General features: G+C 35.3%; 21 protein-coding genes. 17 read left to right on the top strand and 4 right to left on the bottom strand.

From position 1 onward, the window contains the following. Positions 1-54: 54 nt before the first annotated feature. The 9 genes from hisG to hisIE all read left to right on the top strand — a co-directional run bounded on the left by hisG (position 55) and on the right by hisIE (position 8,337). Complete coding sequence (hisG, locus tag HAV12_RS12325) at positions 55-912, top strand: ATP phosphoribosyltransferase (protein ID WP_171569921.1); 858 nt, start codon at positions 55-57, stop codon at positions 910-912. A 107-nt stretch (positions 913-1,019) separates the two neighbouring features. Next, entirely contained in the window at positions 1,020-2,312 is a 1,293-nt protein-coding gene (gene hisD / locus HAV12_RS12320; protein ID WP_171569920.1) for a histidinol dehydrogenase, read from the top strand. 107 nt (positions 2,313-2,419) lie between these two features. After that, positions 2,420-3,466: a histidinol-phosphate transaminase gene (gene hisC / locus HAV12_RS12315; RefSeq protein WP_171569919.1), complete on the top strand. Its 1,047-nt coding sequence runs from the start codon at positions 2,420-2,422 to the stop codon at positions 3,464-3,466. 265 nt (positions 3,467-3,731) lie between these two features. Beyond that, the gene (gene hisB, locus HAV12_RS12310) at positions 3,732-4,868 is read left to right on the top strand and encodes a bifunctional histidinol-phosphatase/imidazoleglycerol-phosphate dehydratase HisB (RefSeq protein ID WP_171569918.1); all 1,137 of its coding nucleotides are present in this window, start codon (positions 3,732-3,734) and stop codon (positions 4,866-4,868) included. A 70-nt stretch (positions 4,869-4,938) separates the two neighbouring features. Beyond that, positions 4,939-5,520 carry an imidazole glycerol phosphate synthase subunit HisH gene (hisH, locus tag HAV12_RS12305; protein ID WP_171569917.1) on the top strand — a complete coding sequence of 194 codons (582 nt, stop codon included), beginning with the start codon at positions 4,939-4,941 and terminating at the stop codon, positions 5,518-5,520. A 106-nt stretch (positions 5,521-5,626) separates the two neighbouring features. Then, entirely contained in the window at positions 5,627-6,349 is a 723-nt protein-coding gene (gene hisA / locus HAV12_RS12300) for a 1-(5-phosphoribosyl)-5-[(5-phosphoribosylamino)methylideneamino]imidazole-4-carboxamide isomerase (protein ID WP_171569916.1), read from the top strand. Positions 6,350-6,445: 96 nt separating this feature from the next. Continuing rightward, the gene (locus tag HAV12_RS12295) at positions 6,446-6,757 is read left to right on the top strand and encodes an NIPSNAP family protein (RefSeq protein WP_171569915.1); all 312 of its coding nucleotides are present in this window, start codon (positions 6,446-6,448) and stop codon (positions 6,755-6,757) included. 94 nt (positions 6,758-6,851) lie between these two features. Continuing rightward, positions 6,852-7,607, top strand: a complete 756-nt coding sequence (gene hisF, locus HAV12_RS12290) for an imidazole glycerol phosphate synthase subunit HisF (protein WP_171569914.1) — start codon at positions 6,852-6,854, stop codon at positions 7,605-7,607. A gap of 133 nt (positions 7,608-7,740) precedes the next feature. Next, positions 7,741-8,337, top strand: a complete 597-nt coding sequence (hisIE, locus tag HAV12_RS12285; RefSeq protein WP_171569913.1) for a bifunctional phosphoribosyl-AMP cyclohydrolase/phosphoribosyl-ATP diphosphatase HisIE — start codon at positions 7,741-7,743, stop codon at positions 8,335-8,337. 132 nt (positions 8,338-8,469) lie between these two features. Here the strand turns inward: hisIE and HAV12_RS12280 are convergent, their stop codons facing one another. Continuing rightward, positions 8,470-9,168: a carbohydrate-binding family 9-like protein gene (locus tag HAV12_RS12280; RefSeq protein WP_171569912.1), complete on the bottom strand. Its 699-nt coding sequence runs from the start codon at positions 9,166-9,168 to the stop codon at positions 8,470-8,472. A gap of 179 nt (positions 9,169-9,347) precedes the next feature. Between HAV12_RS12280 and HAV12_RS12275 the strand changes: the two genes are divergently transcribed. Beyond that, positions 9,348-11,003, top strand: a complete 1,656-nt coding sequence (locus HAV12_RS12275) for a M1 family metallopeptidase (RefSeq protein WP_171569911.1) — start codon at positions 9,348-9,350, stop codon at positions 11,001-11,003. A gap of 173 nt (positions 11,004-11,176) precedes the next feature. Here the strand turns inward: HAV12_RS12275 and HAV12_RS12270 are convergent, their stop codons facing one another. Further along, complete coding sequence (locus HAV12_RS12270) at positions 11,177-12,721, bottom strand: hypothetical protein (protein WP_132036801.1); 1,545 nt, start codon at positions 12,719-12,721, stop codon at positions 11,177-11,179. Positions 12,722-12,876: 155 nt separating this feature from the next. On the opposite strand from HAV12_RS12270, the gene HAV12_RS12265 reads away from it, so the two are divergent. The 7 genes from HAV12_RS12265 (at position 12,877) to acs (ending at position 23,592) form a co-directional block, all read left to right on the top strand. Next, positions 12,877-14,052, top strand: coding sequence for a 2-isopropylmalate synthase (locus HAV12_RS12265; RefSeq protein WP_132036800.1), 1,176 nt, complete (start codon positions 12,877-12,879; stop codon positions 14,050-14,052). An 81-nt stretch (positions 14,053-14,133) separates the two neighbouring features. Beyond that, positions 14,134-15,252 (top strand): 3-isopropylmalate dehydrogenase, encoded by a 1,119-nt coding sequence (gene leuB / locus HAV12_RS12260; protein ID WP_171569910.1) that lies wholly within the window; start codon positions 14,134-14,136, stop codon positions 15,250-15,252. 267 nt (positions 15,253-15,519) lie between these two features. Further along, positions 15,520-17,193, top strand: coding sequence for a dihydroxy-acid dehydratase (gene ilvD, locus HAV12_RS12255; RefSeq protein ID WP_171569909.1), 1,674 nt, complete (start codon positions 15,520-15,522; stop codon positions 17,191-17,193). A 168-nt stretch (positions 17,194-17,361) separates the two neighbouring features. After that, positions 17,362-19,050, top strand: coding sequence for a biosynthetic-type acetolactate synthase large subunit (gene ilvB / locus HAV12_RS12250; protein WP_132036797.1), 1,689 nt, complete (start codon positions 17,362-17,364; stop codon positions 19,048-19,050). Positions 19,051-19,143: 93 nt separating this feature from the next. Next, positions 19,144-19,665 (top strand): acetolactate synthase small subunit, encoded by a 522-nt coding sequence (gene ilvN, locus HAV12_RS12245; protein WP_132036796.1) that lies wholly within the window; start codon positions 19,144-19,146, stop codon positions 19,663-19,665. A gap of 43 nt (positions 19,666-19,708) precedes the next feature. After that, positions 19,709-21,178 (top strand): ketol-acid reductoisomerase, encoded by a 1,470-nt coding sequence (gene ilvC, locus HAV12_RS12240; protein ID WP_171569908.1) that lies wholly within the window; start codon positions 19,709-19,711, stop codon positions 21,176-21,178. A 503-nt stretch (positions 21,179-21,681) separates the two neighbouring features. Beyond that, positions 21,682-23,592, top strand: a complete 1,911-nt coding sequence (gene acs / locus HAV12_RS12235) for an acetate--CoA ligase (protein ID WP_132036794.1) — start codon at positions 21,682-21,684, stop codon at positions 23,590-23,592. A gap of 105 nt (positions 23,593-23,697) precedes the next feature. Here the strand turns inward: acs and HAV12_RS12230 are convergent, their stop codons facing one another. Both HAV12_RS12230 and HAV12_RS12225 read right to left on the bottom strand, forming a co-directional pair. After that, positions 23,698-24,294 (bottom strand): PolC-type DNA polymerase III, encoded by a 597-nt coding sequence (locus tag HAV12_RS12230; protein ID WP_132036793.1) that lies wholly within the window; start codon positions 24,292-24,294, stop codon positions 23,698-23,700. A 3-nt stretch (positions 24,295-24,297) separates the two neighbouring features. Continuing rightward, positions 24,298-26,214, bottom strand: a complete 1,917-nt coding sequence (locus HAV12_RS12225; protein ID WP_132036792.1) for a DUF294 nucleotidyltransferase-like domain-containing protein — start codon at positions 26,212-26,214, stop codon at positions 24,298-24,300. Positions 26,215-26,448: the final 234 nt, after the last annotated feature.

The following is a 26,448-nucleotide window of genomic DNA, read 5'->3' as shown; positions in this document are numbered from 1 at the left end:
TTTTTAATTCCAATTCTTTGTACTCAGACTATTAATTCAACAAAAACTAAAAAAATGAGTACTTTAAAAATTGCAATTCAAAAATCCGGTCGTTTAAACGAGGAAAGCATTCAAATCCTAAAAGACTGTGGTATTTCTATCAACAACGGAATCGACCAGTTAAAAGCAGAAGCTTCGAATTTTCCTCTGGAGGTTTTATATTTAAGAAATTCGGATATTCCACAATACTTAATAGACGGTGTTGTAGATCTGGCCATAGTTGGAGACAACTTATTGGCAGAGAAAGGAAAAGGAATTGAAGTAATCCAGAAATTAGGATTTTCTAAGTGTAAAGTATCCGTAGCGGTTCCTAAAACATTAGAATACAATTCAATTCAGGATTTGGCAGGTTTGCGAATTGCAACTTCGTATCCAAACACCGTTAATGAGTATTTTAATTCTTTTGGACTAACAGTTGATATTCACCAGATTTCCGGCTCTGTTGAGATTGCACCCAATATTGGACTTGCAGATGCAATTGTCGATATCGTTTCCAGTGGCAGTACATTATTCAAAAATAATTTAAAAGAAGTAGAGATAATTTTAAAGAGCGAAGCAGTCTTAGCTGTTTCCCCTAAAGTTTCTCCGGAAATTCAAAAACACATTGATACTTTAAAATTCAGAATTCAGGCGGTTTTAAGAGCCCGAAATTCAAAATACATTTTAATGAATGTTCCAAATGACAAAATCGATGCCGTTGGAAAAATTCTTCCGGTACTGAGAAGCTTAACGGTTCTGCCATTAGCTCAGGAAGGCTGGAGCAGCGTGCATTCCGTAATTGACAAAGATACTTTCTGGGACGTGATCGATCAGTTGAAAGAAGTGGGAGCAGAAGGGATCTTAGTTTGCCCAATCGAGAAAATGGTTCTTTAGGGCTCTTTGCCCGCCATAGGCTGTAAGCAATATGCTTTAAGCCAAAAAAAAAAAACAAAGTTAATAAAGCCTAAAGCCTACTGCTTAAAGCTTAAAGCAAAAAAAAAATGAATAAAATAGACAATCCAAAACCAGAAATCTGGTCCGAAATATTAAAAAGACCCACCAAAACGATAGATGATATTGAAATTACCGTAAAGGAAATCTTCAAAGAAGTTCAGAAAAAGGGAGATGAAGCTATTACCAAATACACGTCTATTTTTGATGGGATCTCTTTAGAAAATTATGAAGTTTCTGAGGAAGAAATTCAGGAAGCCATCGGATTAATTTCAAGTGAATTGAAAGAAGCAATTCAGCTGGCAAAAAGCAATATTTATAAGTTCCATAGTGCGCAAAAAACAGAGCGAATTTCGATAGAAACTACAGAAGGCGTACGCTGCTGGCAGGAAAAAAGGCCAATCCAGAAAATCGGATTGTATATTCCGGGAGGAACAGCTCCTTTATTTTCTACGGTTTTAATGCTGGCTGTTCCTGCTGAAATAGCGGGTTGCAAAGAAATTGTGCTGTGTTCTCCACCGGATAAAACGGGAAAAATTAATCCCGCAATTCTGTACGCCGCACATTTATGCGGTGTAACCAAAATAGTAAAAGTAGGCGGAATTCAGGCGATTGCGGGAATGACATTTGGTACGCCATCCATCCCGAAAGTATATAAGATTTTTGGTCCCGGCAATCAGTTTGTAACGGTGGCAAAACAATTGGCAACTCAGTTTGGTGTTGCAATAGATATGCCCGCCGGACCTTCTGAATTATTAATTGTGGCTGATGACACCGCTGTTCCTTCTTTTGTAGCCTCAGATTTATTGTCACAGGCAGAACACGGAACAGACAGTCAGGTTATTTTAGTTTCGACTTCAAAAAAACTAATTGATGCTGTTGAAAAAGAAATTCAGATTCAGATTGAAGAACTTCCAAGAAAAGTAATCGCGAAAAAAGCAATCGAAAATTCAAAATTAATTTGGGTTGAAAACGATAAAATCGCTTTAGAATTAATCAACGATTACGGCCCGGAACATTTTATCATCTGCTCCGAATATGATGATTTTTACTGTAATGGAATTGTAAATGCCGGTTCTGTATTTATCGGAAATTATACTCCGGAAAGTGCAGGGGATTACGCTTCCGGAACCAATCATACTCTGCCAACAAACGGATACGCCAAAAATTACAGCGGCGTAAACCTGGATAGTTTCATGAAATCCATGACGTTCCAGAAAATAACGGAAAAAGGAATTCAGAATATCGGAAAAGCAATTGAAATTATGGCGGAGGCAGAAGGTTTACAGGCGCATAAAAATGCCGTAACGCTGAGATTGAAGAATATAGGGGAGAGAGAATAGAATAAAGAACAAAGAATATAGAAAATAGAACAAAGAATAAAGAAAAACAGATAAAATGAGAAGTCTATTCTCTTTACTCTATTCTCTATGTTCCAAAAATTAAGATAATGGAATTCGATATCAATACAATAACACGTGAAAACGTAAAAATATTAAAACCTTACTCGTCCGCACGTGATGAATTTGAGGATTTTGATACTCCCGATATGATTTTTCTGGATGCAAACGAAAATCCGTTTCAAAATGGTGTAAATCGTTATCCGGATCCGCAGCAAAACTCGGTGAAAGCGATCTTGGCGAAGAATAATAATGTAAAAGCCAGTCAGATTTTGCTTGGAAACGGGAGTGATGAAGTTTTGGATTTACTTTTCAGGGCTTTTTGTGAGCCTAAAACAGATAATATTATTTCGTTGCCGCCAACTTACGGTATGTATGGCGTTTTAGCGAATATTAATGCGGTGGAAAACAGGGAAGTTTTGCTTTCAACAGATTTTCAGCCACAAGTGGAAAAGATTTTGGATGCTGTGGATGATCATACAAAAATCATCTTTTTATGCTCACCCAATAACCCAACCGGAAATTCTTTTTCAGATGAAAGCGTGGTAAAATTGCTGCAGAATTTTAAAGGCCTGGTTGTTATTGATGAAGCCTATATTGACTTTTCAAACAAGGAAAGCTGGCTGATAGAAATCGACGAATATCCGAATTTGGTGATTACACAAACGCTTTCTAAAGCCTATGGTCTGGCCGGAATTCGCTTGGGAATTTGTTATGCATCTGAAGCGGTTATTTCGGTTTTGAATAAAATTAAACCGCCTTACAATGTAAACGAATTAACACAGCAAAGAGCAATTATTCGTTTACAGGATTCTGAAAAAATAAAACAGGAAATAGCTTCTATTGTTGAACAGAGAGAAGAATTACTTAAAGTTTTACTTGATGTAAGTTTTGTCGAAAAAGTATATCCTACAGAAGCTAATTTTGTATTAGTAAAAGTAGATGATGCCAATAAAAGATACGATCAGTTAATTGCAAAAGGAATCGTAATTCGTAACCGAACGACTCAGCCTTTATGTGAAAACTGTCTTCGTTTTACAATCGGAATGCCGGAAGAAAATGCAGTGTTGATTAAAGAATTGAAGTTGTTGAATTAAAAGTTTAACCGCAAAGTTCGCAAGGAATTACGCTAAGAACGCTACTTTATTTGCCACAGATTAAAAGGATTAAATTGATTTATAGCCACGAATTACTACGAATTGAATTAGTGAAAATTCGTAGTAATTCGTGGCAAAAGAAAAAATATCTCGAGAACCGTTTTGCGTGAGGGATAGAGGCGGTATCCTTTTGTGAAGAGAAACGAAACAAAAGATATAGCCGAAAGCCCGACCCGGAGGGACACGCCCAAAATATAATTAAAATATGAAAAAAGTACTTTTTATCGATCGTGACGGAACGATTGTTTTAGAACCTGAAAATTATCAGTTAGATGCTTTGGAGAAAGTAGAATTTTATCCAAAAGCATTTCAATATCTGGCTAAAATTGCCGGCGAATTAGATTACGAACTGGCAATGGTAACCAATCAGGATGGCTTGGGAACGGATAGTTTTCCGGAAGATACGTTTTGGCCAACACAGAATTTTATTTTAAAAGCTTTTGAAAATGAAGGCGTTTTGTTTGATGAAATCTTTGTAGACAGATCATTTCCGGAAGATAATGCACCAACACGCAAGCCACGAACCGGAATGCTGACCAAATACCTGAATAATCCTGAATATGATATGGAAAATTCTTTTGTTTTGGGAGATCGTTTAACCGATGTTGAACTGGCGAAAAACCTGGGAGCAAAAGCTATTTTTATCAATGATAATGACGGGATCGGAAGTAACGAAATTTCCTCAAAACGTGAAGAATTAGACGGAACGATTATTCTTCAGACGATGAGTTGGAAAGAAATCTACGAGTTTTTGAAACTGGAGGCACGCTCGGCTTCGATTACGCGTAAAACCAATGAAACCGATATTTTTATCGATTTAAATCTGGACGGAACCGGAAAAAGTAAAATTGAAACCGGAATTGCTTTTTTTGACCATATGTTAGATCAGATTTCACGTCACGGTCAAATGGATCTCGAAATTAAGGTAAAAGGTGATCTGGAAGTCGATGAACATCATACAATCGAAGATACCGCCATTGCGCTGGGTGAAGTTTTTGCAAAAGCGCTAGGAAATAAATTAGGAATAGAACGTTATGGTTTCTGTCTTCCCATGGATGATTGTCTGGCGCAGGTGGCCATTGATTTTGGCGGAAGAAACTGGCTAGTTTGGGAAACCGAATTCAAACGTGAAATGGTTGGTAAAATGCCGACAGAGATGTTTTATCATTTCTTTAAATCGTTTTCAGACGGAGCCAAGGCCAATATCAACATAAAAGCGGAAGGAACAAACGAACACCATAAAATTGAAGCCATTTTCAAAGCTTTCGCAAAAGCCATAAAAGTAGCCGTAAAACGCGATACAGAGAAAATGATTTTACCTTCAACGAAAGGAATGTTGTAAAAATGCTATAAGCTATAGGCTATAGGCAGTGAGCCTAAAGCGCAAAGCTTAAAGCTTAAAGCTTTTTTAAATGAAAATAGTAATCATAAATTACGGAGCAGGAAATATTCAAAGCATTATGTTTGCAATTGAAAGACTGGGTTTTAAAGCCGTTTTAAGCAATAATCCGAAAGAAATTCAGCAGGCAGATAAGGTGATTTTTCCCGGAGTGGGCGAGGCAAGTTCGGCAATGAAAAAACTGATTGAAAGTGGTCTGGACAGTTTGATTCCGAATTTGAAACAACCGGTTTTGGGAATTTGTCTTGGCATGCAATTGATGTGCAACTCCTCTGAAGAAGGAAACACCAAAGGTTTAGGAATTTTTGATGTGGATGTAATTAAATTTTCGAACAAGGTAAAAGTGCCACAAATGGGCTGGAACCAGATTTATAATTTAAAATCAGATTTGTTTAAAGGAATTCCAGCGCATGAATTTATGTATCTCGTGCATAGTTTTTATGTTCCCGATTGTGCAGAAAGCATCGCTACAACCGATTATGAGATGGAATATGCATCGGCCTTGAGAAAAGACAATTTTTACGGAACACAATTTCATCCTGAAAAAAGTGGTGCAGTTGGGGAGAAAATACTGGAGAATTTCCTTAAAATGTAAAATTTTAAAATTCCAATTTTAAAATCCCAAATCCCAATATAAAAATCAATTCCAATTTTTAGAATATAAAATCAGAACTCTAAAATCTAAAATCTAAAATTTAAACATGAGAATAATACCAGCCATAGACATTATTGACGGAAAATGTGTTCGCTTATCAAAAGGGGATTACAATACCAAGATCATTTACAACGAAAATCCGCTTGAAGTAGCAAAATCATTTGAAGCACACGGAATTGAATACCTTCATTTAGTGGATTTAGATGGTGCAAAATCGAGTAAGATTGTCAATTATAAAATTTTGGAACAAATAGCCACACAGACCAGTTTAAAAATTGATTTTGGAGGCGGATTAAAAGCAGATTCGGATTTGAAAATTGCTTTTGAAAGCGGTGCCAATCAAATTACAGGCGGAAGTATCGCTGTAAAAAACAGGGCGATATTCGAAAAATGGATTTTAGAATACGGATCAGATAAAATCATTTTGGGAGCTGATGCCAAAGAGGAAAAAGTAGCTGTTTCGGGCTGGTTGGAAGATTCAAATGAAGATTTAGTTCCGTTTATTCAGGAGTATCAAAGCAAAGGAATTCAGTATGTGATTTGTACCGATATTGCAAAAGACGGAATGCTGGAAGGGCCAAGTTTTGATTTGTATGAAAAAATACTAAGCGAAGCCCATGGCGTCAAACTAATCGCTTCCGGCGGAATTTCAACTTTCGATGAATTGCCAAAATTAGCCGAATTAGGCTGTGAAGGAACGATTATCGGAAAAGCAATTTATGAAGGCAGAATTACCCTGAAACAATTAGAAAACTTTATAATTAGATAATATGTCAATTAGGCAATTAGATAATTTTCACACAATCCCAAAAATTATCTAATTATCAAATTCTCTAATTTTCTCATTAAAAAAAACATTAAAAATATGATAACATGTCATTTAAAATACATCATAGATCCTTATCAATTAGAGGCGTTTGAGGATTATGGTAAGCGATGGATTAAAATCGTAAATCGTTTAGGAGGTCAGCATCACGGTTATTTTATGCCTTCGGAAGGAGCCAATAATGTTGCTTATGCCTTATTTTCTTTTCCGGGTTTGACAGATTATGAAAATTACCGAAAAAAAATGTTTTCAAAGGACGATCAGGAGTGCGTAGAAGCTTTTAAAATTGCCGAAGACACAAGATGCATTATAAGTTACGAAAGAACGTTTTTGCGTCCGATATTTAAATAAATTAGATAATTAGATAATTAGTCAATTAGATAATTCTTTAGGTTGTGCTTAAAATTATCTAACTATCTAATTCTCAAATTTACACATTAAAAAAATGTTAGCAAAAAGAATAATACCCTGTCTGGATATAAAAAACGGAAGAACGGTAAAAGGCGTTAATTTTGTAGACTTGCGCGATGCAGGAGATCCGGTAGAACTGGCAGAAATTTACTCTGCAGAAGGAGCCGATGAACTGGTTTTTCTGGATATTTCGGCAACCGAAGAACGCAGAAAGACTTTGGTGAATATGGTACGAAGTGTGGCCGAAAAAATCAATATCCCGTTTACGGTTGGCGGTGGAATTTCTTCTGTTGAAGACGTAGAAATCCTTTTGAATAATGGAGCTGATAAGGTTTCAATCAATTCATCGGCAGTCAAAAATCCACAGCTGATTAACGAGCTGGCGCAGAAATTCGGAAGCCAGTGTGTTGTAGTAGCTATCGATGCCAAACAAATTAAAGGACAATGGATTGTACATTTGGTTGGAGGAAAAGTACCAACGGAACTTAATTTATTCGATTGGGCTGTAGAAGTCGCAGAACGCGGTGCAGGTGAAATTTTATTCACTTCAATGGACAATGACGGAACTAAAAACGGCTTTGCAAATGAAGCTCTGGCCAAGCTTTCGGAATTGATCAATATTCCGATAATTGCTTCTGGAGGTGCAGGAAATGTCCAGCATTTTGTGGATACTTTTAAAGAAGGGAAAGCCGATGCCGCCTTGGCTGCGAGTGTTTTTCACTTTAAAGAAATCGAAATCAAAACCTTAAAAGAAGAATTGAGGAAGAATGATATTGAGGTTAGACTTTAGGCTTTAGAAAATAGAGTAAAGAGAATAGAGTAGAGAGAATAGAGTAAAGTAAAGTAAAGATAGAATGGAAGAGTAGAACAGAATCTAAAATCTGAACTCTAAAATCTAAAATAATTAAAAATCTAAAATAAAAATGAACATAGATATAAAAAGCTCCCACGGATTAATTCCGGCCATCATTCAGGATTCAGAAACGAAAAATGTCCTGATGCTGGGTTATATGAATGAAGAATCGCTTCAAAAAACAATAGACACTCAAAAAGTTACTTTTTACAGCCGCTCCAAACAAAGACTTTGGACAAAAGGCGAGGAGAGTGGAAATTTTTTAAACTTGGTAAGCATCAAAAATGACTGTGATGGCGACACACTTCTGATTCAGGCAAAACCAGTTGGGCCAACGTGTCACACCGGAGCTGATACTTGCTGGCAGGAGGAAAACAAGGAAAATTATGGTTTTATTTCTGAGTTAGAAAAAACAATAGCACTTCGCAGAGAAAATGCGGATTCAGAGAAAAGTTATGTAGCTTCCTTATTCGAAAAAGGTATCAACAAAATTGCCCAGAAAGTAGGGGAAGAAGCTGTAGAAGTAGTCATTGAAGCCAAAGACGATAATGATGATTTGTTTCTAAGCGAAAGTGCCGATTTGCTGTTTCACTATTTGATTTTATTGCAAGCCAAAGGTTTTCAACTGAATGATGTTGTTGATGTTTTGAAAAAACGCCAAAAGTAGGTTTATTGTCATTTCAAAAAAGGAGAACGCGCACTATTGGCGAATGTTGAATGTGATTTCTCCTTCTTCGAAATAATAAAAAAAAATCAGCGCTAATCCGTTTAAATCAGTAAAATCTGTGGGTAAACTCATTTACTCCACAAACTCAAAAATCGCAAATTCCTGTGGTTGGTGAAATCCGAATTTCAAACTCTTATAAGGTTGTAAGGCAAGATATTCGGTTGTATTACCGTAATCAATCCTAAAAGTATTTCCTCTCCATTTTGTTCCTGTTTTTGGTTGTGTGAAATTACCATTTTTAATAGACTCAAGACTCGAAAACGGAATCTTAATTTCTGTATTAAAACCTTCCGGAGTTATTTTACTCACCGCTTCCAATCCTGAAATATCAAAACTTGTAGCAGTTTTCCAGCCACCGCATTCCCGAGAAATACACTTTATCAGCATGTCATAATTCGTCGAGAACGCATTTACGCCAATTTCAATATAATTTTGACCATCTCCGTCCGGATCTATAAAAATTTCAACTAAATCATCCGTTTTATAGATTTCAGCATCCTTGTTTTTTGATTCACCAATAATCTTGGAATCTGCAGCACGATAGGCGATATAAAGGTTTTCTTCATTCCACGAAAGTGAAACAAAAGTATTTTGAGTGGCTTTTACTCCTGAATTATGGATTACAAACGGGCCTGAAAAGGAAGTTTTCCAATCCGATAAATCGCCGTCGATCGTTATTTTGTCATTTATTTTAGGAATGGCAATGGTCTGTGAATAAGTCGTCAGAGACATCATTACACCTAAAAGAATGACAATTTTATTGATTTTCATACGTAACAGAACTATTTTGAAGGACTAAAATACAGAAGAATAAATGAATTTTAACATTAATTTTATCGATTCACCCTTATAAAATCATTCAAAACTTGATTCGAATGTTTACATTTGTTGAGACATAAGCAGGTTGAAATGCCTTCTTTATTTCGATTAAAAGAAAATATTTAGTTCGTATGAAAAAATACTTTGCCGGCGTTTTTATCGCCTCCGTGTTTGGTTTTACTGCCCACGCACAAGGACTTTTAAATAAGTCTGAAATGGTTTTTACACATCAGGATACTTTACGCGGAAGCATTACAAAAGAAAGGGCCTGGTGGGATTTAAAATACTATCACCTGGATGTGAAAGTTAATCCTTCTGAAAAAACGATAACGGGATCTAATACAGTTCGTTATACTGTTTTATCATCTAATAACAGAATGCAGATTGATTTGCAGGAACCCATGCAGATTTATAAAGTAACCCAGAACGGAAAAGAACAGAAATTTGTCAGAGAGGGAAATGCTTTTTTTATTGAACTGACTGCCGCACAAAAAGTAGGAGAAACCAAAGAAATTGTAATTTCTTTTGGAGGAAAACCTAAAGAAGCCGTAAAACCGCCATGGGATGGAGGAATTACCTGGAAAAAAGATAAAAACGGAAAAGATTTTATCGCATCATCCTGTCAGGGCCTTGGCGCAAGTGTCTGGTGGCCAAATAAAGATCATATGTACGATGAAGTCGAGAATATGCTGATCAGCGTAAATGTTCCGGGAGATTTGACTGATGTTTCGAATGGAAGATTGAAAAGCGTTAAAAAAGAAAAAGACGGTACGAAAACCTTTAACTGGTATGTTTCGAATCCGATTAATAATTATGGCGTAAATATTAATATTGGTGATTACGTAAATTTTTCAGAGAAATACAAAGGAGAAAAAGGAGATTTAGATTGTAATTATTATGTCTTAAGAGACAATTTGGACAAAGCTAAAGAACAATTTAAAGATGCTCCAAGAATGTTGAAAGCTTTCGAAAATTGGTTTGGACCTTATCCGTTTTACGAAGACAGTTATAAATTGGTTGAAGCACCGTATTTAGGTATGGAGCACCAAAGTTGCGTTACTTACGGAAATGGTTATAAAAATGGTTATTTAGGCCGTGATTTAAGTGGAACAGGCTGGGGATTAAAATTCGATTTTATCATTATCCATGAATCTGGACATGAATGGTTTGCGAACAATATTACTTACAAAGACATAGCAGACATGTGGATTCATGAGAGTTTTACAAGCTATTCTGAAAGTCTTTTTGTTGAATATTATTATGGAAAAGAAGCCGGAGCTGAATATGTAATTGGTTGTAGAAACGGTATTCATAATGATAAACCCGTTATTGGGAATTATGATGTGAATAATGAAGGTTCCGGCGATATGTATCCAAAAGGAGCTAACATGCTGCATTCCATTCGTCAGGTAATTAATGATGATGCAAAATGGAAGTCGATTTTAAGAGGTTTAAACAGTACTTTTTACCATCAGACGGTTACTTCCAAGCAAATTCAGGAGTACATCAATACACAATCAGGAATTAATTTCAACAGGGTTTTTGCACAGTATTTAACGACAACTCAAATTCCGGTTTTTGAATATATGTTTAAAAACGGAACTGTAGGATATCACTGGACCAACTGTGTTGCTAAATTTGATATGCCGGTAAAAGTTAAAATCAATGGTATTGAAACCTGGTTAAAACCAACAACGGAATGGCAGTCAGAGAAAACTACCAATGAAAACAGGACTCTGGAAGTTGATAAAAACTTTTATGTAACAAGTTCTAATATTGTGGAATAACACATTTAAATTAAATCTCAATATTAAAAATTCCAAATTGCAAAACATACTAAATCCGACAGATTTTTAAAATCTGTCGGATTTATAAATTAAAAAAAGTAAACTCCAACAATTGGAATTTGGAATTTAAAAAAATTGGAATTTGGAATTTAAAAAAATTGGAATTTGGAATTTTATCGACTATTCAGTTTTGCTTTTTCCTTAATAATATCAGCAATTTTTCGGTTCTCAATTTTACTTTCCAGCCAGGAAATAATATCCAGATACAGGAAAGCCCTTTTCTCGTAAGTATTTTTCTCCAATTCAATAAAACGCAGGCGCATCTTGATAAATTCCTTTTTGATGTCCGCAGGATATAAATTATTCAGGTTTCTCAAAAACTTGATAATTTCTTTTTGAACTTCATGTAAGTCGTTCATTTTGATTAGAAACTTATACGTGTTTTTAATGTTGTTTTCTAGGTAATAATCTTTTCCAAGCTCATAATGTGCAATTAGAGACAAAAGTCTCGCAAAACACATTAAATCTTCGCGCATGGATAAGTTTTTATTATTGATGATTTTATCCAGATAATAAATACATTCCGTATACTTTTCATTACCAAAATAAATAGAAGCAATCTTATAATAGAACAACATTTCGTGATGTTCATCCAGATGCTCACTGTGTATTTTTATTTTTTCTAAAATCTCCGGAATCAGGTATTCACTCTCTGCAAAAGTACCTTCCAGAATGTGTAAATTGAGCTTATTGTTATAAACGTATAGAAATGATAGCGATGCAATGTTATCGTTTACGGGAAATTTGGGATCCTCAATCGTTTCTTCCAAAAGCGCCAGATATTTCTTGAAATTCGATTTGTATTTCAACATATATAAAGACTCCAGAAAGTAATGATTTCCCTTTAGGAAAAATACCGGATTCTGAATAATCATATTCGGATTATCGTAAAACAGCCGAACCCATTTGTAAGCATATTTGTAACTCGCCAAAAAATCCTGAACAAGGAAACTTCTCCAGAGATTAGCGTTATAAAACCAGTATTTCTCACGGAAACCAAATTTACTTTCGTCTAATTTTGCAATATGTTTGTTGAAATAGTCATCAATATATTTATACTCCTCATCACTTTTTACGTAACCTGTTTTCAGCATGATTCCGTAGAGCTGAAGCGATAAATTCGATAATTTACTCGAAATAGTATTGCGATAATTCAATTCTTTCGCCTGAATCACCAATTCGTCGGCGCGACCCTGAATACTTCTTGTAATATATTGTGATTCTATTAGTTTTTCGAATTCTACAATTTCATACGCCATATATTTTTCATCATTTTCAAGCGCGATAATTTTTGTTTTATCCAGAATTTTCAGACTCTGTTTGTACAATCCTTTATTATACAGGATTACCGCAAAATCTATTTGTTCCCGCAATTGGTATCTTATGTTCTGACTTGGAATATTCAACCTTATACTTACCAAAATTTGTTTGTATAAGTATGATTTTAAGTTAGATAGCTGTACTTTTTTAATGATTCCGCTCTTCAGGATCAGTCTTTCGTCGTAGTTTTCAGACTTATCTAAAATATTAAACAATTCAATAAATTTTGTATTTGAACTCGTCTCCAAACGACTTGCAAAAATTTTAAACTGTCTTTTTTCAGATTTTGAAAGTGATTTTATCAGAACAAATAAGAAATCTTTTTGATGGTTAGCCATTGTAAAATATAATAATGTAACTTATTGGTTGTTAGTTGTTTAATAGCGTATAAATTGTTTTATGAACAGTATAATTTCATTAAAATGAATTTCATACTTATAATGTACAATATATATTTGTTATCAAGATGTGAAATTACATTAAATAAATGAATATGAATAGAGAGAAAGTTCAAATTTTTGACACCACTTTGCGCGATGGTGAGCAGGTCCCGGGATGTAAGTTAGATACGAAACAAAAATTAGTTATCGCAGAAAGACTTGACAAAATGGGAGTTGACGTTATCGAAGCAGGTTTTCCTGTGTCAAGCCCGGGCGATTTTTTATCCGTCTCTGAGATTTGTAAAATAGTAGAAAACGCAACCGTCTGCGGACTGACAAGAGCCGTAAAAAACGACATTGATGTTGCCGCAGCCGCCCTGAAGCACGCTAAAAGACCCAGAATCCACACAGGAATCGGAACATCTGAATCTCATATACTCCATAAATTAAATACCACCAGAGAAGATATTATTGCAAGGGCAAAATATGCTGTATCTCACGCAAAATCTTATGTAGAAGATGTTGAATTTTATGCAGAAGATGCCGGTAGAACGGATAACGCTTTCCTTGCAAAAGTTTGTGAAGAAGTAATTAAATCCGGAGCAACTGTATTAAATATTCCGGATACGACAGGATATTGTCTGCCTGATGAATACGGAGCAAAAATTAAATATTTAAAAGAAAACGTAAAAGGTATCGAAAACGTAATCCTTTCGTGCCACTGTCACAATGATTTAGGAATGGCCACTGCAAATTCAATCGCAGGAGCCATAAACGGAGCGAGACAAATAGAATGTACTATTAATGGTATTGGAGAAAGAGCCGGAAATACTGCTCTTGAAGAAGTCGTAATGATTTTCAAGCAGCATCCTTACTTAAATTTAGATACCAATATCAATACAAGAGAATTGAACGAAATGAGCCGTTTGGTTTCTGAAAGTATGGGAATGATCGTTCAGCCAAATAAAGCAATCGTTGGAGCAAATGCTTTCGCACACAGTTCAGGAATTCACCAGGATGGAGTGATCAAAAACAGAGCAACTTATGAAATCATGGATCCGCTTGATGTGGGTGTAAATGAATCTTCCATTATTCTTACAGCAAGAAGCGGAAGAGCTGCTTTGGCTTACCGTGCTAAAAAAGTAGGTTACGAGCTTACAAAAGTACAATTGGACATTGTATATATTGAGTTTTTGAAATTTGCTGATATCAAAAAAGAAGTTTTAGATGTAGACATTCATCAAATTATTGAAGCTTCTAAAATTGAAGGCGATTTAATCAGAAGCTAGTTGAAGAGAGAATAGAATAAAGAGAATAGAACAAAGAAGAAAGAAAAAATAGAGATTTAAATACATAAAGAACGAGACGTTATGAATTTGAAAATAGCAGTTTTACCGGGAGACGGAATTGGACCAGAGGTAATTTTACAAGCCAAAAAAGCATTATATGCCATTGGTGAAGTGTACAATCATGAATTTGTTTTTGAAGAAGCCCTAATGGGAGCTATCGCCATTGACAAAACAGGAAATCCTTTGCCGGAACAAACCCTGAATCTCTGTCTAAATACAGATGCGGTTTTGTTTGGAGCGATCGGAGATCCTAAATATGACAATAATCCAAATGCAAAAGTTCGTCCGGAGCAGGGATTGTTAAAACTGCGTAAAGAATTGGGTTTGTTTGCGAACATTCGTCCTATAAAACCATACAAATCATTACTCGATGCTTCTCCTTTAAAAAGAGAAATTATCGAAGGAGCTGATTTTACTATTTTCAGAGAATTAACAGGTGGTGCTTATTTTGGAGCTAAAACATTAAATGAAGAAGGAACACATGCTTCAGATTTATGTGAATATTCAGAAGAAGAAATTACCAGAATTACACATTTAGCTTTTAAATCGGCACAAAACCGACGTAAAAAGTTAACCATGGTAGACAAAGCAAACGTTTTGGAAACCTCGAGATTATGGAGAAAAGTAGTGCAGAAAGTGAGCTTAAACTATCCGGATGTAGCTTTAGACTTTTTATTTGTCGATAATGCAGCTATGCAGATCATTTTAAACCCAAAACAATTTGATGTGATTTTGACAGAGAATTTATTTGGAGATATTCTATCTGATGAAGCCAGCGTAATTACAGGTTCTATCGGTTTACTGGCTTCGGCATCTTTGGGAGAAAAAAATGCGTTGTTCGAGCCTATTCACGGTTCTTATCCTCAGGCAAAAGGAAAAAACATTGCCAATCCAATTGCTTCTATTTTATCTGCCGCAATGTTGTTGGAACATTTCGGATTATTTAAAGAAGCAAATGTAATTCATCAGGCTGTTGAAAAAGCAATAGAGTTTAAAGTGGTTACAACGGACTTAAAATCAGATTCAAAATTCGGTACCAATGAAGTAGGGGAGTTTGTTTCCAATTTTATATTCAGTAAAGACGATTTACTGTATTTCAATAATGATAACGTTCATATCGGACAATCGACGATTGTTTAATTTTTGTATTAAAATAATGCAATAAATAACAAGAAGTGTCTTAAATGTTGAGATTTTGTTTTTTTAGTTCTTAAAGTTTCTATACTTTTGTAACACTAAAAAATAAATGATGCAAATCTCAATTATTATTACTTCTGTCGTTGTTGTCAATGTGTTTAACACATCTGCATCGGGAATGGTATAAATATAATTGAAAAACTATATGACAAACCTTCCAAATACTGGAAGGTTTTTTTTTGAATAAAAATTAAAATAAATAATACAATAATGGAATTAAATAAGTACAGCAAAACCATCACTCAAGATCAGACACAACCTGCGGCGCAAGCAATGTTGTACGGTATTGGTTTAACTGAAGAAGATTTGAAAAAAGCACAAGTTGGTATTGTGAGCATGGGTTACGATGGTAACACTTGTAACATGCACCTCAATGATTTAGCAAAAGAGGTTAAAAAAGGTGTTTGGGATGCAAATCTGGTCGGACTTATTTTTAATACCATTGGTGTCAGTGACGGAATTTCAAACGGAACTGAAGGAATGCGTTTTTCGCTGGTTTCCCGCGATGTAATTGCAGATTCTATTGAAACTGTAGTGGGAGCGCAATGGTATGATAGTATTATTGCCATTCCGGGTTGCGATAAAAATATGCCCGGAGCCTTAATCGCAATGGGAAGAGTAAACCGTCCGTCAATTATGGTTTACGGAGGATCTATTCACTCCGGAAAGTGGAAAGGGGAATCTCTTAATATCGTTTCTGCATTTGAAGCCTTAGGAAAAAAAGTTAAAAACGAAATTACTCCCGAAGATTTTAAAGGCGTAATTCAGAATGCCTGTCCGGGAGCTGGTGCCTGTGGTGGAATGTACACGGCAAATACAATGTCATCTGCCATTGAAGCATTGGGAATGAGTTTGCCATACAGCTCATCAAACCCTGCTTTAAGCCAGGAAAAAAGAGACGAATGTCTTGCTGCAGGAGCTGCTATTAAAATTTTATTAGAAAAAGATATTAAACCAAGAGATATCATGACGCGCAAAGCTTTCGAAAATGCTATTACAATTGTAGCAGTTTTAGGAGGTTCTACAAATGCGGTGATGCACTTAATTGCAATGGCTCATGCCGTTGATATCGAAATTACGCTGGATGATTTTCAGGCAATAAGTGATAAAACACCTGTACTTGCTGATATGAAACCTAGTGGTAAATACATGATGGAAGATATTCATGCGGTCGGAGGAATTCCTTCATTAATGAAATATTTATTGAAAGTTGGATTAATTCACGGAGATTGTCTGACTGTAACAGGAAAAACAGTAGCGGAGAATTTAGCAGCTACTCCGGATTTACAAGATGGTCAGGAAGTAATTCATGAAATTCAGAAAGCACTGAAACCAACCGGAAACATTCAGATTTTATACGGAAACCTTGCAACTGAAGGAGCTGTTGCAAAAATCAGCGGTAAAGAAGGAGAGTATTTTGAAGGTACAGCAGTGGTGTTTGAAGGCGAATTTGAAGTAATTCCGGGTCTTGAGGCCGGAAAAATAAAACCGGGTAATGTAGTCGTCATCAGGTATTGTGGACCAAAAGGTGGTCCGGGAATGCCTGAAATGCTAAAACCTACATCGGCAATTATTGGCGCCGGATTAGGAAGCAGTGTAGCACTGATTACAGATGGCCGATTCTCGGGAGGTTCACATGGATTCGTGGTAGGACACGTAACACCCGAGGCTTATGATGGTGGTGGTATTGCACTTGTTAAAGATGGCGATTTAATTGCTATTGACGCTGTGAAAAATACGATCGACCTGAAAATATCCGACACAGAATTTGCAGCTCGTAAAGCGAGTTGGGTTCAGCCTCCTTTAAAAGTATCAAAAGGAGTTTTGCTTAAATACGCCAGATCGGTTTCCAGCGCCTCTACAGGTTGCGTTACCGATAAATAATTATACAATAACAATTTCAAAAATCAATTACAATAGCAATGAAAAAAAATCAAGAGCAATAAAAAATAGAAACATAAAAGATTAATTTAAGATTTAGCATTGAAATTGATTTTTGAGATTGCCATTGATTTTTGAAATTGACATTGAAATTGATAAAAAAAATATACTATGAAAATATCAGGGGCAGAAGCCGTTATAAGATGTTTGTTAGCAGAAGGAGTAGACCTGGTTTACGGATATCCGGGAGGAGCCATAATGCCGGTGTACGACGAATTATATAAATTTCAGGATCAGTTACACCATGTTTTAGTACGCCACGAACAAGGCGCGACACACGCAGCTCAGGGATATGCAAGAGCTACAGGGAAAGTTGGGGTTGCAATCGCTACTTCAGGACCCGGAGCAACAAACTTAGTTACAGGAATTGCAGATGCTCAGATTGATTCAACTCCAATGGTTTGTATCACCGGGCAGGTTGGGAAACATTTATTGGGATCTGATGCTTTTCAGGAAACAGATATCATCGGAATTTCGACTCCTGTAACCAAATGGAATTATCAGGTTACAGAAGCATCCGAGATACCTGAAATCATTGCAAAAGCATTTTACATCGCACGTTCCGGACGTCCTGGGCCGGTTTTAATTGATATCACTAAAAACGCTCAGTTTGATGAGTTTGAATTTAGTTATGAAAAATGTACCAGTATCAGAAGTTATGTTCCGGTTCCGAAATTAAAACTAGATAAAGTAGCGGAAGCTGCCGCTATCATTAATAGCGCTAAAAAACCATTCATCGTTTTTGGTCAGGGAATTATTCTCGGTCAGGCCGAAGAACAGTTGAAAGCATTAATTGAAAAATCAGGAATTCCGGCAGGATGGACCATCTTGGGACTTTCTGCTTTGCCAACAGATCACCCTTTAAATGTTGGGATGTTAGGAATGCATGGAAATTATGGCCCTAATTTACTAACCAACGAATGTGATGTTTTAATTGCATTAGGAATGCGTTTTGATGACCGTGTAACGGGAGATTTAAAAACTTACGCAAAACAGGCCAAAGTAATTCATTTTGAAATTGATCCCGCTGAAGTAGATAAAAACGTAAAAACCGAAGTAGCCGTTTTAGGAGATGTAAGAGAAGCTTTAAATGCATTATTGCCCCTAATTGATGACAATTCTCATGCAGCCTGGCACAACGAATTCAAAGAAAAACATCAAATCGAATTTGATTCCGTTATAAAGGAAGAATTAAATCCGACCAATAATAAAGGTATTTCCATGGGAGAAACCATCGAAATGATCAATAAACACTCCAAAGGTGATGCGATCATGGTTTCAGATGTGGGTCAGCACCAGATGTTTGCCTGTCGATATGCTAAATTTAATTCCACTAAAAGTAATATTACTTCCGGTGGTTTGGGAACAATGGGATTCGCTTTGCCGGCTGCCATCGGAGCTAAAATGGGAAGACCGGATCGCGAAGTGGTGGCAATTATTGGAGACGGTGGTTTTCAGATGACCATTCAGGAATTAGGAACCATTTTTCAGACCAAAGTTCCGGTAAAAATTGTGGTCTTAAACAATGAATTCTTAGGAATGGTGCGTCAGTGGCAGGAATTGTTCTTTGATAACAGATATGCTTCAACAAATATGATTAATCCAAATTTTGTAGCAATTGCCGAAGGGTATTACATTAAATCTAAAAAAGTAACACAACGCGAAGATTTAGATGCTGCTGTTGCCGAAATGATGGCTTCAAAAGATTCTTATTTCCTTGAAGTTATGGTTGAAAAAGAAAACAATGTATTTCCGATGATTCCAACAGGAGCGTGTGTTTCTCAAATTAGATTAAGCTAAAATAGAAGTTTCAAGTTTTAAGTTTCAAGTTTCAAGTTCTCAGCAACGTGAAACCTGAAACCTGAAACAAAATAAACTTTAAACAAAAATTACATGGAAGATAAAACATTTACCATATCGGTATACTCGGAAAATAACGTGGGCTTGTTGAACAGGATATCAGGGATATTCTTAAAGCGTCACATTAATATATTAAGCTTAAACGTTTCAGAATCAGAAATAGAGAATGTTTCCAGATTTATCATTGTAGTCAATACAACGGAGAAATGGGTTCAGAATATTGTTGGACAAATTGAAAAACAAATTGAAGTGATAAAAGCATTTTATCACACCGATGAAGAGACGATTTATTTAGAAAATGCTTTGTTTAAAATCGCTTCAGGTTTGTTATTTGATGAAAAACAAATTCAGAACATTATCAAGGAAAGCCAATCGACAATTGTGACGGTTTCCCGCGATTTCTTTGTGATTTCAAAATCAGGAAGACGCTCTGAAATCGAAGAATTATATGCAAAATTCAAACCGTACGGCATTATGCAATTTGTGCGTTCAGGAAGAATATCGGTTTCTAAAGAGAAAATGGAAATTTCAACCATGTTAGAAGCACTTAAATAGTATCAATATTAAATTACACATTCATTAAATATTATTAAAAAAAATGGCAAATTATTTCAACACACTACCACTTAGATTACAATTAGAACAATTAGGCGTTTGCGAATTTATGGAGCAATCAGAATTTGCAGACGGAATTGCAGCTTTAGCCGGAAAAAAAGTTGTGATTGTAGGTTGTGGTGCACAAGGTTTGAATCAAGGTTTAAACATGAGAGACTCTGGATTGGACATTTCATACGCATTACGCGCTGATGCAATCGCCGAAAAAAGAGCTTCTTATAAAAATGCTACAGAAAATGGTTTCAAAGTGGGTACTTATGAAGAATTAATTCCAACTGCCGATTTAGTTTGTAACCTGACTCCGGATAAACAACATACTGCGGTTGTTACTGCGATTATGCCATTAATGAAAAACGGTTCTACATTGGCTTATTCTCACGGATTTAATATTGTTGAAGAAGGAATGCAGATTCGTAAAGATATTACAGTAATCATGTGTGCCCCTAAATGCCCGGGTTCCGAAGTTCGTGAAGAATATAAAAGAGGTTTTGGTGTACCCACTCTTATTGCAGTTCATCCTGAAAATGATCCGAACAGTTTTGGTTTAGATCAGGCAAAAGCTTATGCTGTAGCAACTGGTGGACATAAAGCAGGAGTTTTGAAGTCATCATTTGTTGCTGAAGTAAAATCAGATTTAATGGGAGAACAAACCATTCTTTGCGGTTTATTACAAACCGGATCTATTTTATGTTTTGATAAAATGATTGAAAAAGGAATTGATGCTGCCTATGCTTCAAAATTAATCCAATACGGATGGGAAACAATCACGGAAGCGTTGAAACATGGTGGAATCACCAATATGATGGACAGACTTTCAAATCCGGCAAAAATTGAAGCTTACGAGCTTGCCGATGAATTAAAAGATATTATGCGTCCGTTATTTCAAAAACATCAGGATGATATCATTTCAGGAGAATTCTCCAGAACCATGATGATCGACTGGGCCAATGATGATGTGAACTTATTGAAATGGAGAGCTGCAACCGGAGAAACGAACTTCGAAAAAACAGCTCCGCAGGAAGCTCCGATTGCTGAACAGGAATATTTTGACAATGGCGTTTTGATGATTGCCATGGTAAAAGCCGGAGTTGAATTGGCTTTTGAAACGATGACAGAAGCCGGTATCATTGAAGAATCAGCTTACTATGAATCTTTGCATGAATTACCATTGATTGCCAATACAATTGCCAGAAAAAAATTATTTGAAATGAACCGTGTTATTTCAGATACAGCAGAATATGGTTGTTATTTATTTGACCATGCCTGTAAACCGTTATTGACTGAATTCATGAAAAAAGTAGAAACAAACGTAATAGGAAAACCATTCTCGACTTCAAACGGAGTAGATAATGCTGTTTTAATTGCAGTAAACAAAGAAATCCGTCAGCATCCTATCGAAGAAGTAGGAGCATGGTTGAGAGAATCGATGACTGCAATGAAAAAAATTGGATAATAAATTGGGAATTACCACACAATCGACTGTGATGGGATTTGCACTGTATCTCTGTTTTATGTAATATTTTGAATTAGTAAGCACTTATTAAGATAATATGGATATAGATGCATATTGTATTCACTTAACTTCTGTGAGTTTGTAAGTTAAGTGAAGGTAATCCCGAAGAATGGGGTATGTTTAGCAATAAATGTACTTGTATGGATTTCTATATTAATTAATAAAGATGCTGCTATTTTCAAAATAGAACAAAGCATTGTAATGCAGAATTACAAAAGAAAATTAATTGTTATTGAAATTGTTAAAAAGAAGAAGGCATGATATTTATATATTGTGCCTTTTTTGTGATAATCAATTTATCATAAAACCTTAATTTTTATATTAAATTCATAAAAAAACTACATTTTTTTTAATATATGTTTTTTTATGCTAAAATTTATGAATTAAATAATTTTAAGAATACGCTGATATTTAATACATTTATAAAAAAAATCCAAAAACATATGAGTTATTATAAAATTGAAAATTTAGAACAATATTTTAAACATTACAATAAGTCAATAAGGGAACCAAGGAAATTTTGGGGGAAAATAGCAGAAGAAAATTTCACCTGGTACCAGCAATGGGAAAAAGTTGTAGATTTCAATATGGCTGATGCTGAAGTAAAATGGTTTACGGAAGCAAAAGTAAATATTACTAAAAATTGCATCGATAGGCATTTAAGTAAAAGAGGAGAAAAAACGGCAATCATTTTTGAACCAAACGATCCTTCAGAAACTGCCTTACATATCACATATAACGAACTTTATGAGCGTGTGTCAAGAATGGCCAACGTTTTGCGTGAGCAGGGAGTTCGCAAAGGAGACCGGGTTTGTATTTATTTACCAATGATTCCGGAATTAGCAGTGGCTGTATTGGCCTGTGCCAGAATCGGAGCTATTCACTCTGTGATTTTTGCAGGATTTTCAGCATCTGCTGTATCTGCACGAATCAACGATTGCGAGTGTAAAATGGTAATCACCTCAGATGGTGGTTACAGAGGAAACAAAACTATCGATCTAAAAGGAATTGTAGATGAAGCACTGGATACTTGTCCATGTGTTTCTAAAGTTTTAGTAGTTAAAAGAACTCAGACTGAAGTTAAAATGAAAGACGGTCGTGACTTTTGGTTACAGCCTTTATTAGATGCAGCTATAGATAATAGTGTTGCTGAAATCATGGACGCTGAAGATCCTTTGTTTATTTTGTATACTTCCGGATCAACAGGAAAACCTAAAGGAATGGTGCACACCACAGCCGGGTATATGGTTTATACTGCTTATACTTTTAAAAATGTTTTCAGTCACGAAGAAAATGATATTTTCTGGTGTACGGCAGACATCGGTTGGATTACAGGTCACTCTTATATTTTATACGGACCCTTATTAAACGGAGGAACAACCGTAATTTTTGAAGGCGTTCCGTCTTATCCGGATTTCAGCCGTTTTTGGGATATTATCGAAAAACATAAAATTACACAGTTTTACACGGCGCCAACTGCAATCCGCTCATTAGCAAAAGAAAGTTTAGATTATATTCAAAAATATCCTCTAAAATCGCTTAAAGTTATTGGATCTGTTGGAGAACCAATCAACGAAGAAGCATGGCACTGGTTCAATGACCACGTGGGAGACAAAAGATGTCCGGTAGTAGATACCTGGTGGCAAACAGAAACGGGCGGAATCATGATTTCACCAATTGCGTTTGTAACACCAACAAAACCAACCTATGCAACTTTACCATTACCTGGAATTCAACCTGTTTTAATGGATGAAAAACGTAATGAAATTGAAGGAAATCAAGTGGTAGGAAGTTTATGTATTAAATTTCCATGGCCAGGAATCGCCAGAACAATCTGGGGAGATCATGAACGTTATAAAGAAACTTATTTTTCTGCTTTTCCAGGGAAATATTTCACAGGTGACGGCGCTTTAAGAGATGAAGTAGGCTACTACAGAATTACAGGAAGAGTTGATGATGTTGTGATTGTTTCCGGACATAATTTAGGAACAGCTCCTATCGAAGATGCTATTAACGAGCATCCTGCAGTTGCAGAATCTGCCATTGTTGGTTTTCCTCATGAAATTAAGGGAAATGCCTTATATGGTTATGTGATTCTGAAAGAAACTGGAGAAGTCAGAAATAAAGAAAATTTATCAAAAGAAATCAATCAGTATATTTCGGATCATATTGGACCAATTGCTAAATTAGATAAAATTCAATTCGTTTCAGGATTACCAAAAACGCGTTCCGGAAAAATTATGCGTAGAATTCTGCGTAAAATTGCGGAAGGAGATTTTTCTAATTTTGGAGACACTTCAACTTTGTTGAACCCTGAGGTTGTTGAAGAAATTACAAAAGACAGAATTGCTTAAAAGAAGTTCGTTCACTATAAATTTAAAAAATAAAAATGCCTCTTAGTTTTAAGAGGCATTTTATATATAAGCTGCTTTGGAATTTAAAATTTAAAAATAATTATTTTATTTAATTCCTAATCGGGATTTCAGTTTTAAGAACAATAATGAAATTCGGTAAGCATCTTCGGAAGATGAATTCCGGTCGCTTTTTGGGATTTTATAAAGATCGCATAAATCATCTAATGAAAACTGTTTGTCGTTGATATCCATTAATTTCCGATACATCATATCAACATCCAGAGCCTCATTTTTTAATCTTCCACAATCCAGACGTTCCAAGGCGCTGTTAATCATTTCGACGTCAAAATTAATATGATGACCCACTAAAACCGCATTACCCAAAAAGTTGATAAAAGCTTCAATTGCTGCCGGTTCCTCCATTTTGATCAATTTGCTTTCAATGATAAATTCATTTGAAAGCCCATTGTCCTGCAAAAATTTATATTGCAGTAAAACAGATTCAAAACTATCTTTTATAACAACACTATCGTCAACTACAGAAAAAGCGCCCAAAGATAAAATCACATCCTTATTCGGATTAAGACCAGAAGTTTCTGTAGATAAAACTACAAAACGATTTGGTTTTGTCTCGAATTTCATCAGGTAATCCTTCCAGAAATCAGGATGTTCTTTGTTGATATTTTTAATCCAGTCAAGCATATATTACGAGAATTGTGTAAGTTGAAATTTGTTCTTAATTAATTCTTCAAGATCCTTCATTGGTGTTAAAGCATTTTTTAATTTTTCTTTATCATTTTTTGACATTTCTCTCAGATTTAGAAATTGTCCCGAATCATCATTTTTTAAACCTTCTACAGTTCTGAATTTTGACAGTGTCAAAAAAGCTTCGGCACAACTCAGGTAGATTTCAGCATTTTTAGAATCAGTTATTGCTAACTGCTTGAATCTTAAATAAGTATTTTGTATTCCTTTTATGTTTGAATTCAGAATTAGTAAACGCGCACCATCAATTAAAGGCATCAAGGCACGGGTTTTTATGTCAAATTTTCCTTTATTCGGACCATCTTCTTCTACAAGGAATTTTTTGAAAAAACTCAATGGAGAATTTTTCTTTAAGGCATCATTCCCCAGAAAATCAAAGAATAAAGTATTGTTTACGGCATTTTTAAAAATAACATTTTCTATCGCTTCTTCAATTTTTGCCTCCCCGAAAACAATTTCATAATCAAAGAAAATACTACTCAGATCATTGCTGTTTTCACCTGGAGTATTCATCCAGCTGTTGTATTGTTTCGTCCAGTCACTCAATGATTTACACCATAACATATTGCTTCCCATATGTCCGTTTGGACAAAGTTCATAACCTACTTTTTCCAAGATCGCGGTAGTTCTTTTTGCTAATCGTAAAAAGTAATCCTTTACATCTCTGTATTTTTCAGGTGTAACATCTTCAAATATCAAAATACTGTCCTGATCTGTTAATAAAAGTTGTTCTTTACGACCCTGACTACCAATACTCAGCCACGCAAATCGGGCAGGAGGTGAGCCTAAATCCAAAATGGATAACTCAACCGAACGTTTTATAATCGCCAGGTTGATTTCACTTGCAATATTACTGACATGTGAAATTGGAATATTTTTCTGAATCGAATTCTGAATCAGATCAGATAAACGATCCCGTATTTGTTTTAAATCTTTTGGAAGTTGTGCACGCTTGATTTCTTTAATTAAAACCCCGGGATTGCTGGCCTGGGCTACAATTAAATCATGCTCGGATATAATCCCTTTTACGGAAGATTTACTTGTACCATCCTTAGTTACACATAAATGCGTCACATTATGTTTCAACATTAACAACTGTGCCTCGGCCAAAGAAACATTTTCCAACACCGTAACAACAGGTGAAGACATGATTTTATCAATAGTTTCTGTAATAGGATAGCGGCCTGTAGCAATTTTTGATGATAAATCTGCATCTGTAACAATTCCAATAGGATGATTTTTTTCGCAGACTACAATATTGTCCACCATCGCTTCAGTCATTAAAATAGCAACATCTTTTACAATATGGTGCGGTTCTGTTTTTAATGGCGAATTGTTGTAATTAAGGGACTGAATATATTGCATTTCTGACTGCTGATCGACGTAAAACGAAGTATCAGAAATCAGTTTTCCGTTAGAACTTACATTGTCCTTGGTATGTCTGGAGTTTGTAGCAAAACTTTCTAATAAAAAGTTTAAAACATCAGAATTATTAGCTACAAAAGGTCTGAAAACAGCGATAGGTATTGCATACACAATACTTTCCTCACGCGCCTTGGCGGTCATCATATAGTTGTTTTTAGCAAAAAACGGACGCAAACCAAAAATATCACCTTCATGACATTTGTTTATAATTGTTTCTTCAGCATCAGCAATTGTCGTCAGATTTATAACTCCGGAAGCTACCACATAAAAACTATCATGCAGGATATCATTATTTTGAAATAATATAGCGTGTTTTTCTAAATTGATCACACGAATATTAGTTGCAATCTCAGATAGTTCCTGAAAAGTCAGATTTTTAAATGGCTGATATTCTTTTAAAAAATCTGCAATGTGCTCGGCAATTGTATTCATAAGTTTGATAATTTTTTTAAAGTATCGAATGTAAAAATAATAAAATAAAGTCTTACAATGAAAGCATCTGTGCGATTTTAAGCAAAACTAGGAATATGCTATTCAGGAGGTGCAATTTTCCTTTTTTATTATTTCAAATCATTGATTGTGAAATATTTTGTAATAATTTAAGATTGTATTATTTTACTGGAGCTATAATTGACTTATTTGGAGACGTTTCTAAACATTCTATTT

It is taken from the genome of Flavobacterium sp. CLA17 (assembly GCF_013112255.2).
In the GTDB taxonomy this organism is placed as follows: domain Bacteria; phylum Bacteroidota; class Bacteroidia; order Flavobacteriales; family Flavobacteriaceae; genus Flavobacterium; species Flavobacterium circumlabens.
Note: the sequence above shows the minus strand (reverse complement) of the source record. Positions and strands in the feature narration are given on the sequence as shown.

Excerpts from the sequence above, each read along its gene's own strand:
- HAV12_RS12280 (WP_171569912.1), bottom strand. The coding sequence starts at position 9,168 with ATGAAAATCAATAAAATTGTCATTCTTTTAGGTGTAATGATGTCTCTG.
- ilvN (WP_132036796.1), top strand. The coding sequence starts at position 19,144 with ATGGAAGATAAAACATTTACCATATCGGTATACTCGGAAAATAACGTG.
- hisH (WP_171569917.1), top strand. The coding sequence starts at position 4,939 with ATGAAAATAGTAATCATAAATTACGGAGCAGGAAATATTCAAAGCATT.
- ilvC (WP_171569908.1), top strand. The coding sequence starts at position 19,709 with ATGGCAAATTATTTCAACACACTACCACTTAGATTACAATTAGAACAA.
- HAV12_RS12225 (WP_132036792.1), bottom strand. The coding sequence starts at position 26,214 with ATGAATACAATTGCCGAGCACATTGCAGATTTTTTAAAAGAATATCAG.
- hisIE (WP_171569913.1), top strand. The coding sequence starts at position 7,741 with ATGAACATAGATATAAAAAGCTCCCACGGATTAATTCCGGCCATCATT.
- leuB (WP_171569910.1), top strand. The coding sequence starts at position 14,134 with ATGAATTTGAAAATAGCAGTTTTACCGGGAGACGGAATTGGACCAGAG.
- hisD (WP_171569920.1), top strand. The coding sequence starts at position 1,020 with ATGAATAAAATAGACAATCCAAAACCAGAAATCTGGTCCGAAATATTA.
- HAV12_RS12275 (WP_171569911.1), top strand. The coding sequence starts at position 9,348 with ATGAAAAAATACTTTGCCGGCGTTTTTATCGCCTCCGTGTTTGGTTTT.
- HAV12_RS12265 (WP_132036800.1), top strand. The coding sequence starts at position 12,877 with ATGAATAGAGAGAAAGTTCAAATTTTTGACACCACTTTGCGCGATGGT.
- HAV12_RS12295 (WP_171569915.1), top strand. The coding sequence starts at position 6,446 with ATGATAACATGTCATTTAAAATACATCATAGATCCTTATCAATTAGAG.
- ilvD (WP_171569909.1), top strand. The coding sequence starts at position 15,520 with ATGGAATTAAATAAGTACAGCAAAACCATCACTCAAGATCAGACACAA.
- hisA (WP_171569916.1), top strand. The coding sequence starts at position 5,627 with ATGAGAATAATACCAGCCATAGACATTATTGACGGAAAATGTGTTCGC.
- hisG (WP_171569921.1), top strand. The coding sequence starts at position 55 with ATGAGTACTTTAAAAATTGCAATTCAAAAATCCGGTCGTTTAAACGAG.
- hisF (WP_171569914.1), top strand. The coding sequence starts at position 6,852 with ATGTTAGCAAAAAGAATAATACCCTGTCTGGATATAAAAAACGGAAGA.
- HAV12_RS12270 (WP_132036801.1), bottom strand. The coding sequence starts at position 12,721 with ATGGCTAACCATCAAAAAGATTTCTTATTTGTTCTGATAAAATCACTT.
- acs (WP_132036794.1), top strand. The coding sequence starts at position 21,682 with ATGAGTTATTATAAAATTGAAAATTTAGAACAATATTTTAAACATTAC.
- HAV12_RS12230 (WP_132036793.1), bottom strand. The coding sequence starts at position 24,294 with ATGCTTGACTGGATTAAAAATATCAACAAAGAACATCCTGATTTCTGG.
- hisC (WP_171569919.1), top strand. The coding sequence starts at position 2,420 with ATGGAATTCGATATCAATACAATAACACGTGAAAACGTAAAAATATTA.
- hisB (WP_171569918.1), top strand. The coding sequence starts at position 3,732 with ATGAAAAAAGTACTTTTTATCGATCGTGACGGAACGATTGTTTTAGAA.
- ilvB (WP_132036797.1), top strand. The coding sequence starts at position 17,362 with ATGAAAATATCAGGGGCAGAAGCCGTTATAAGATGTTTGTTAGCAGAA.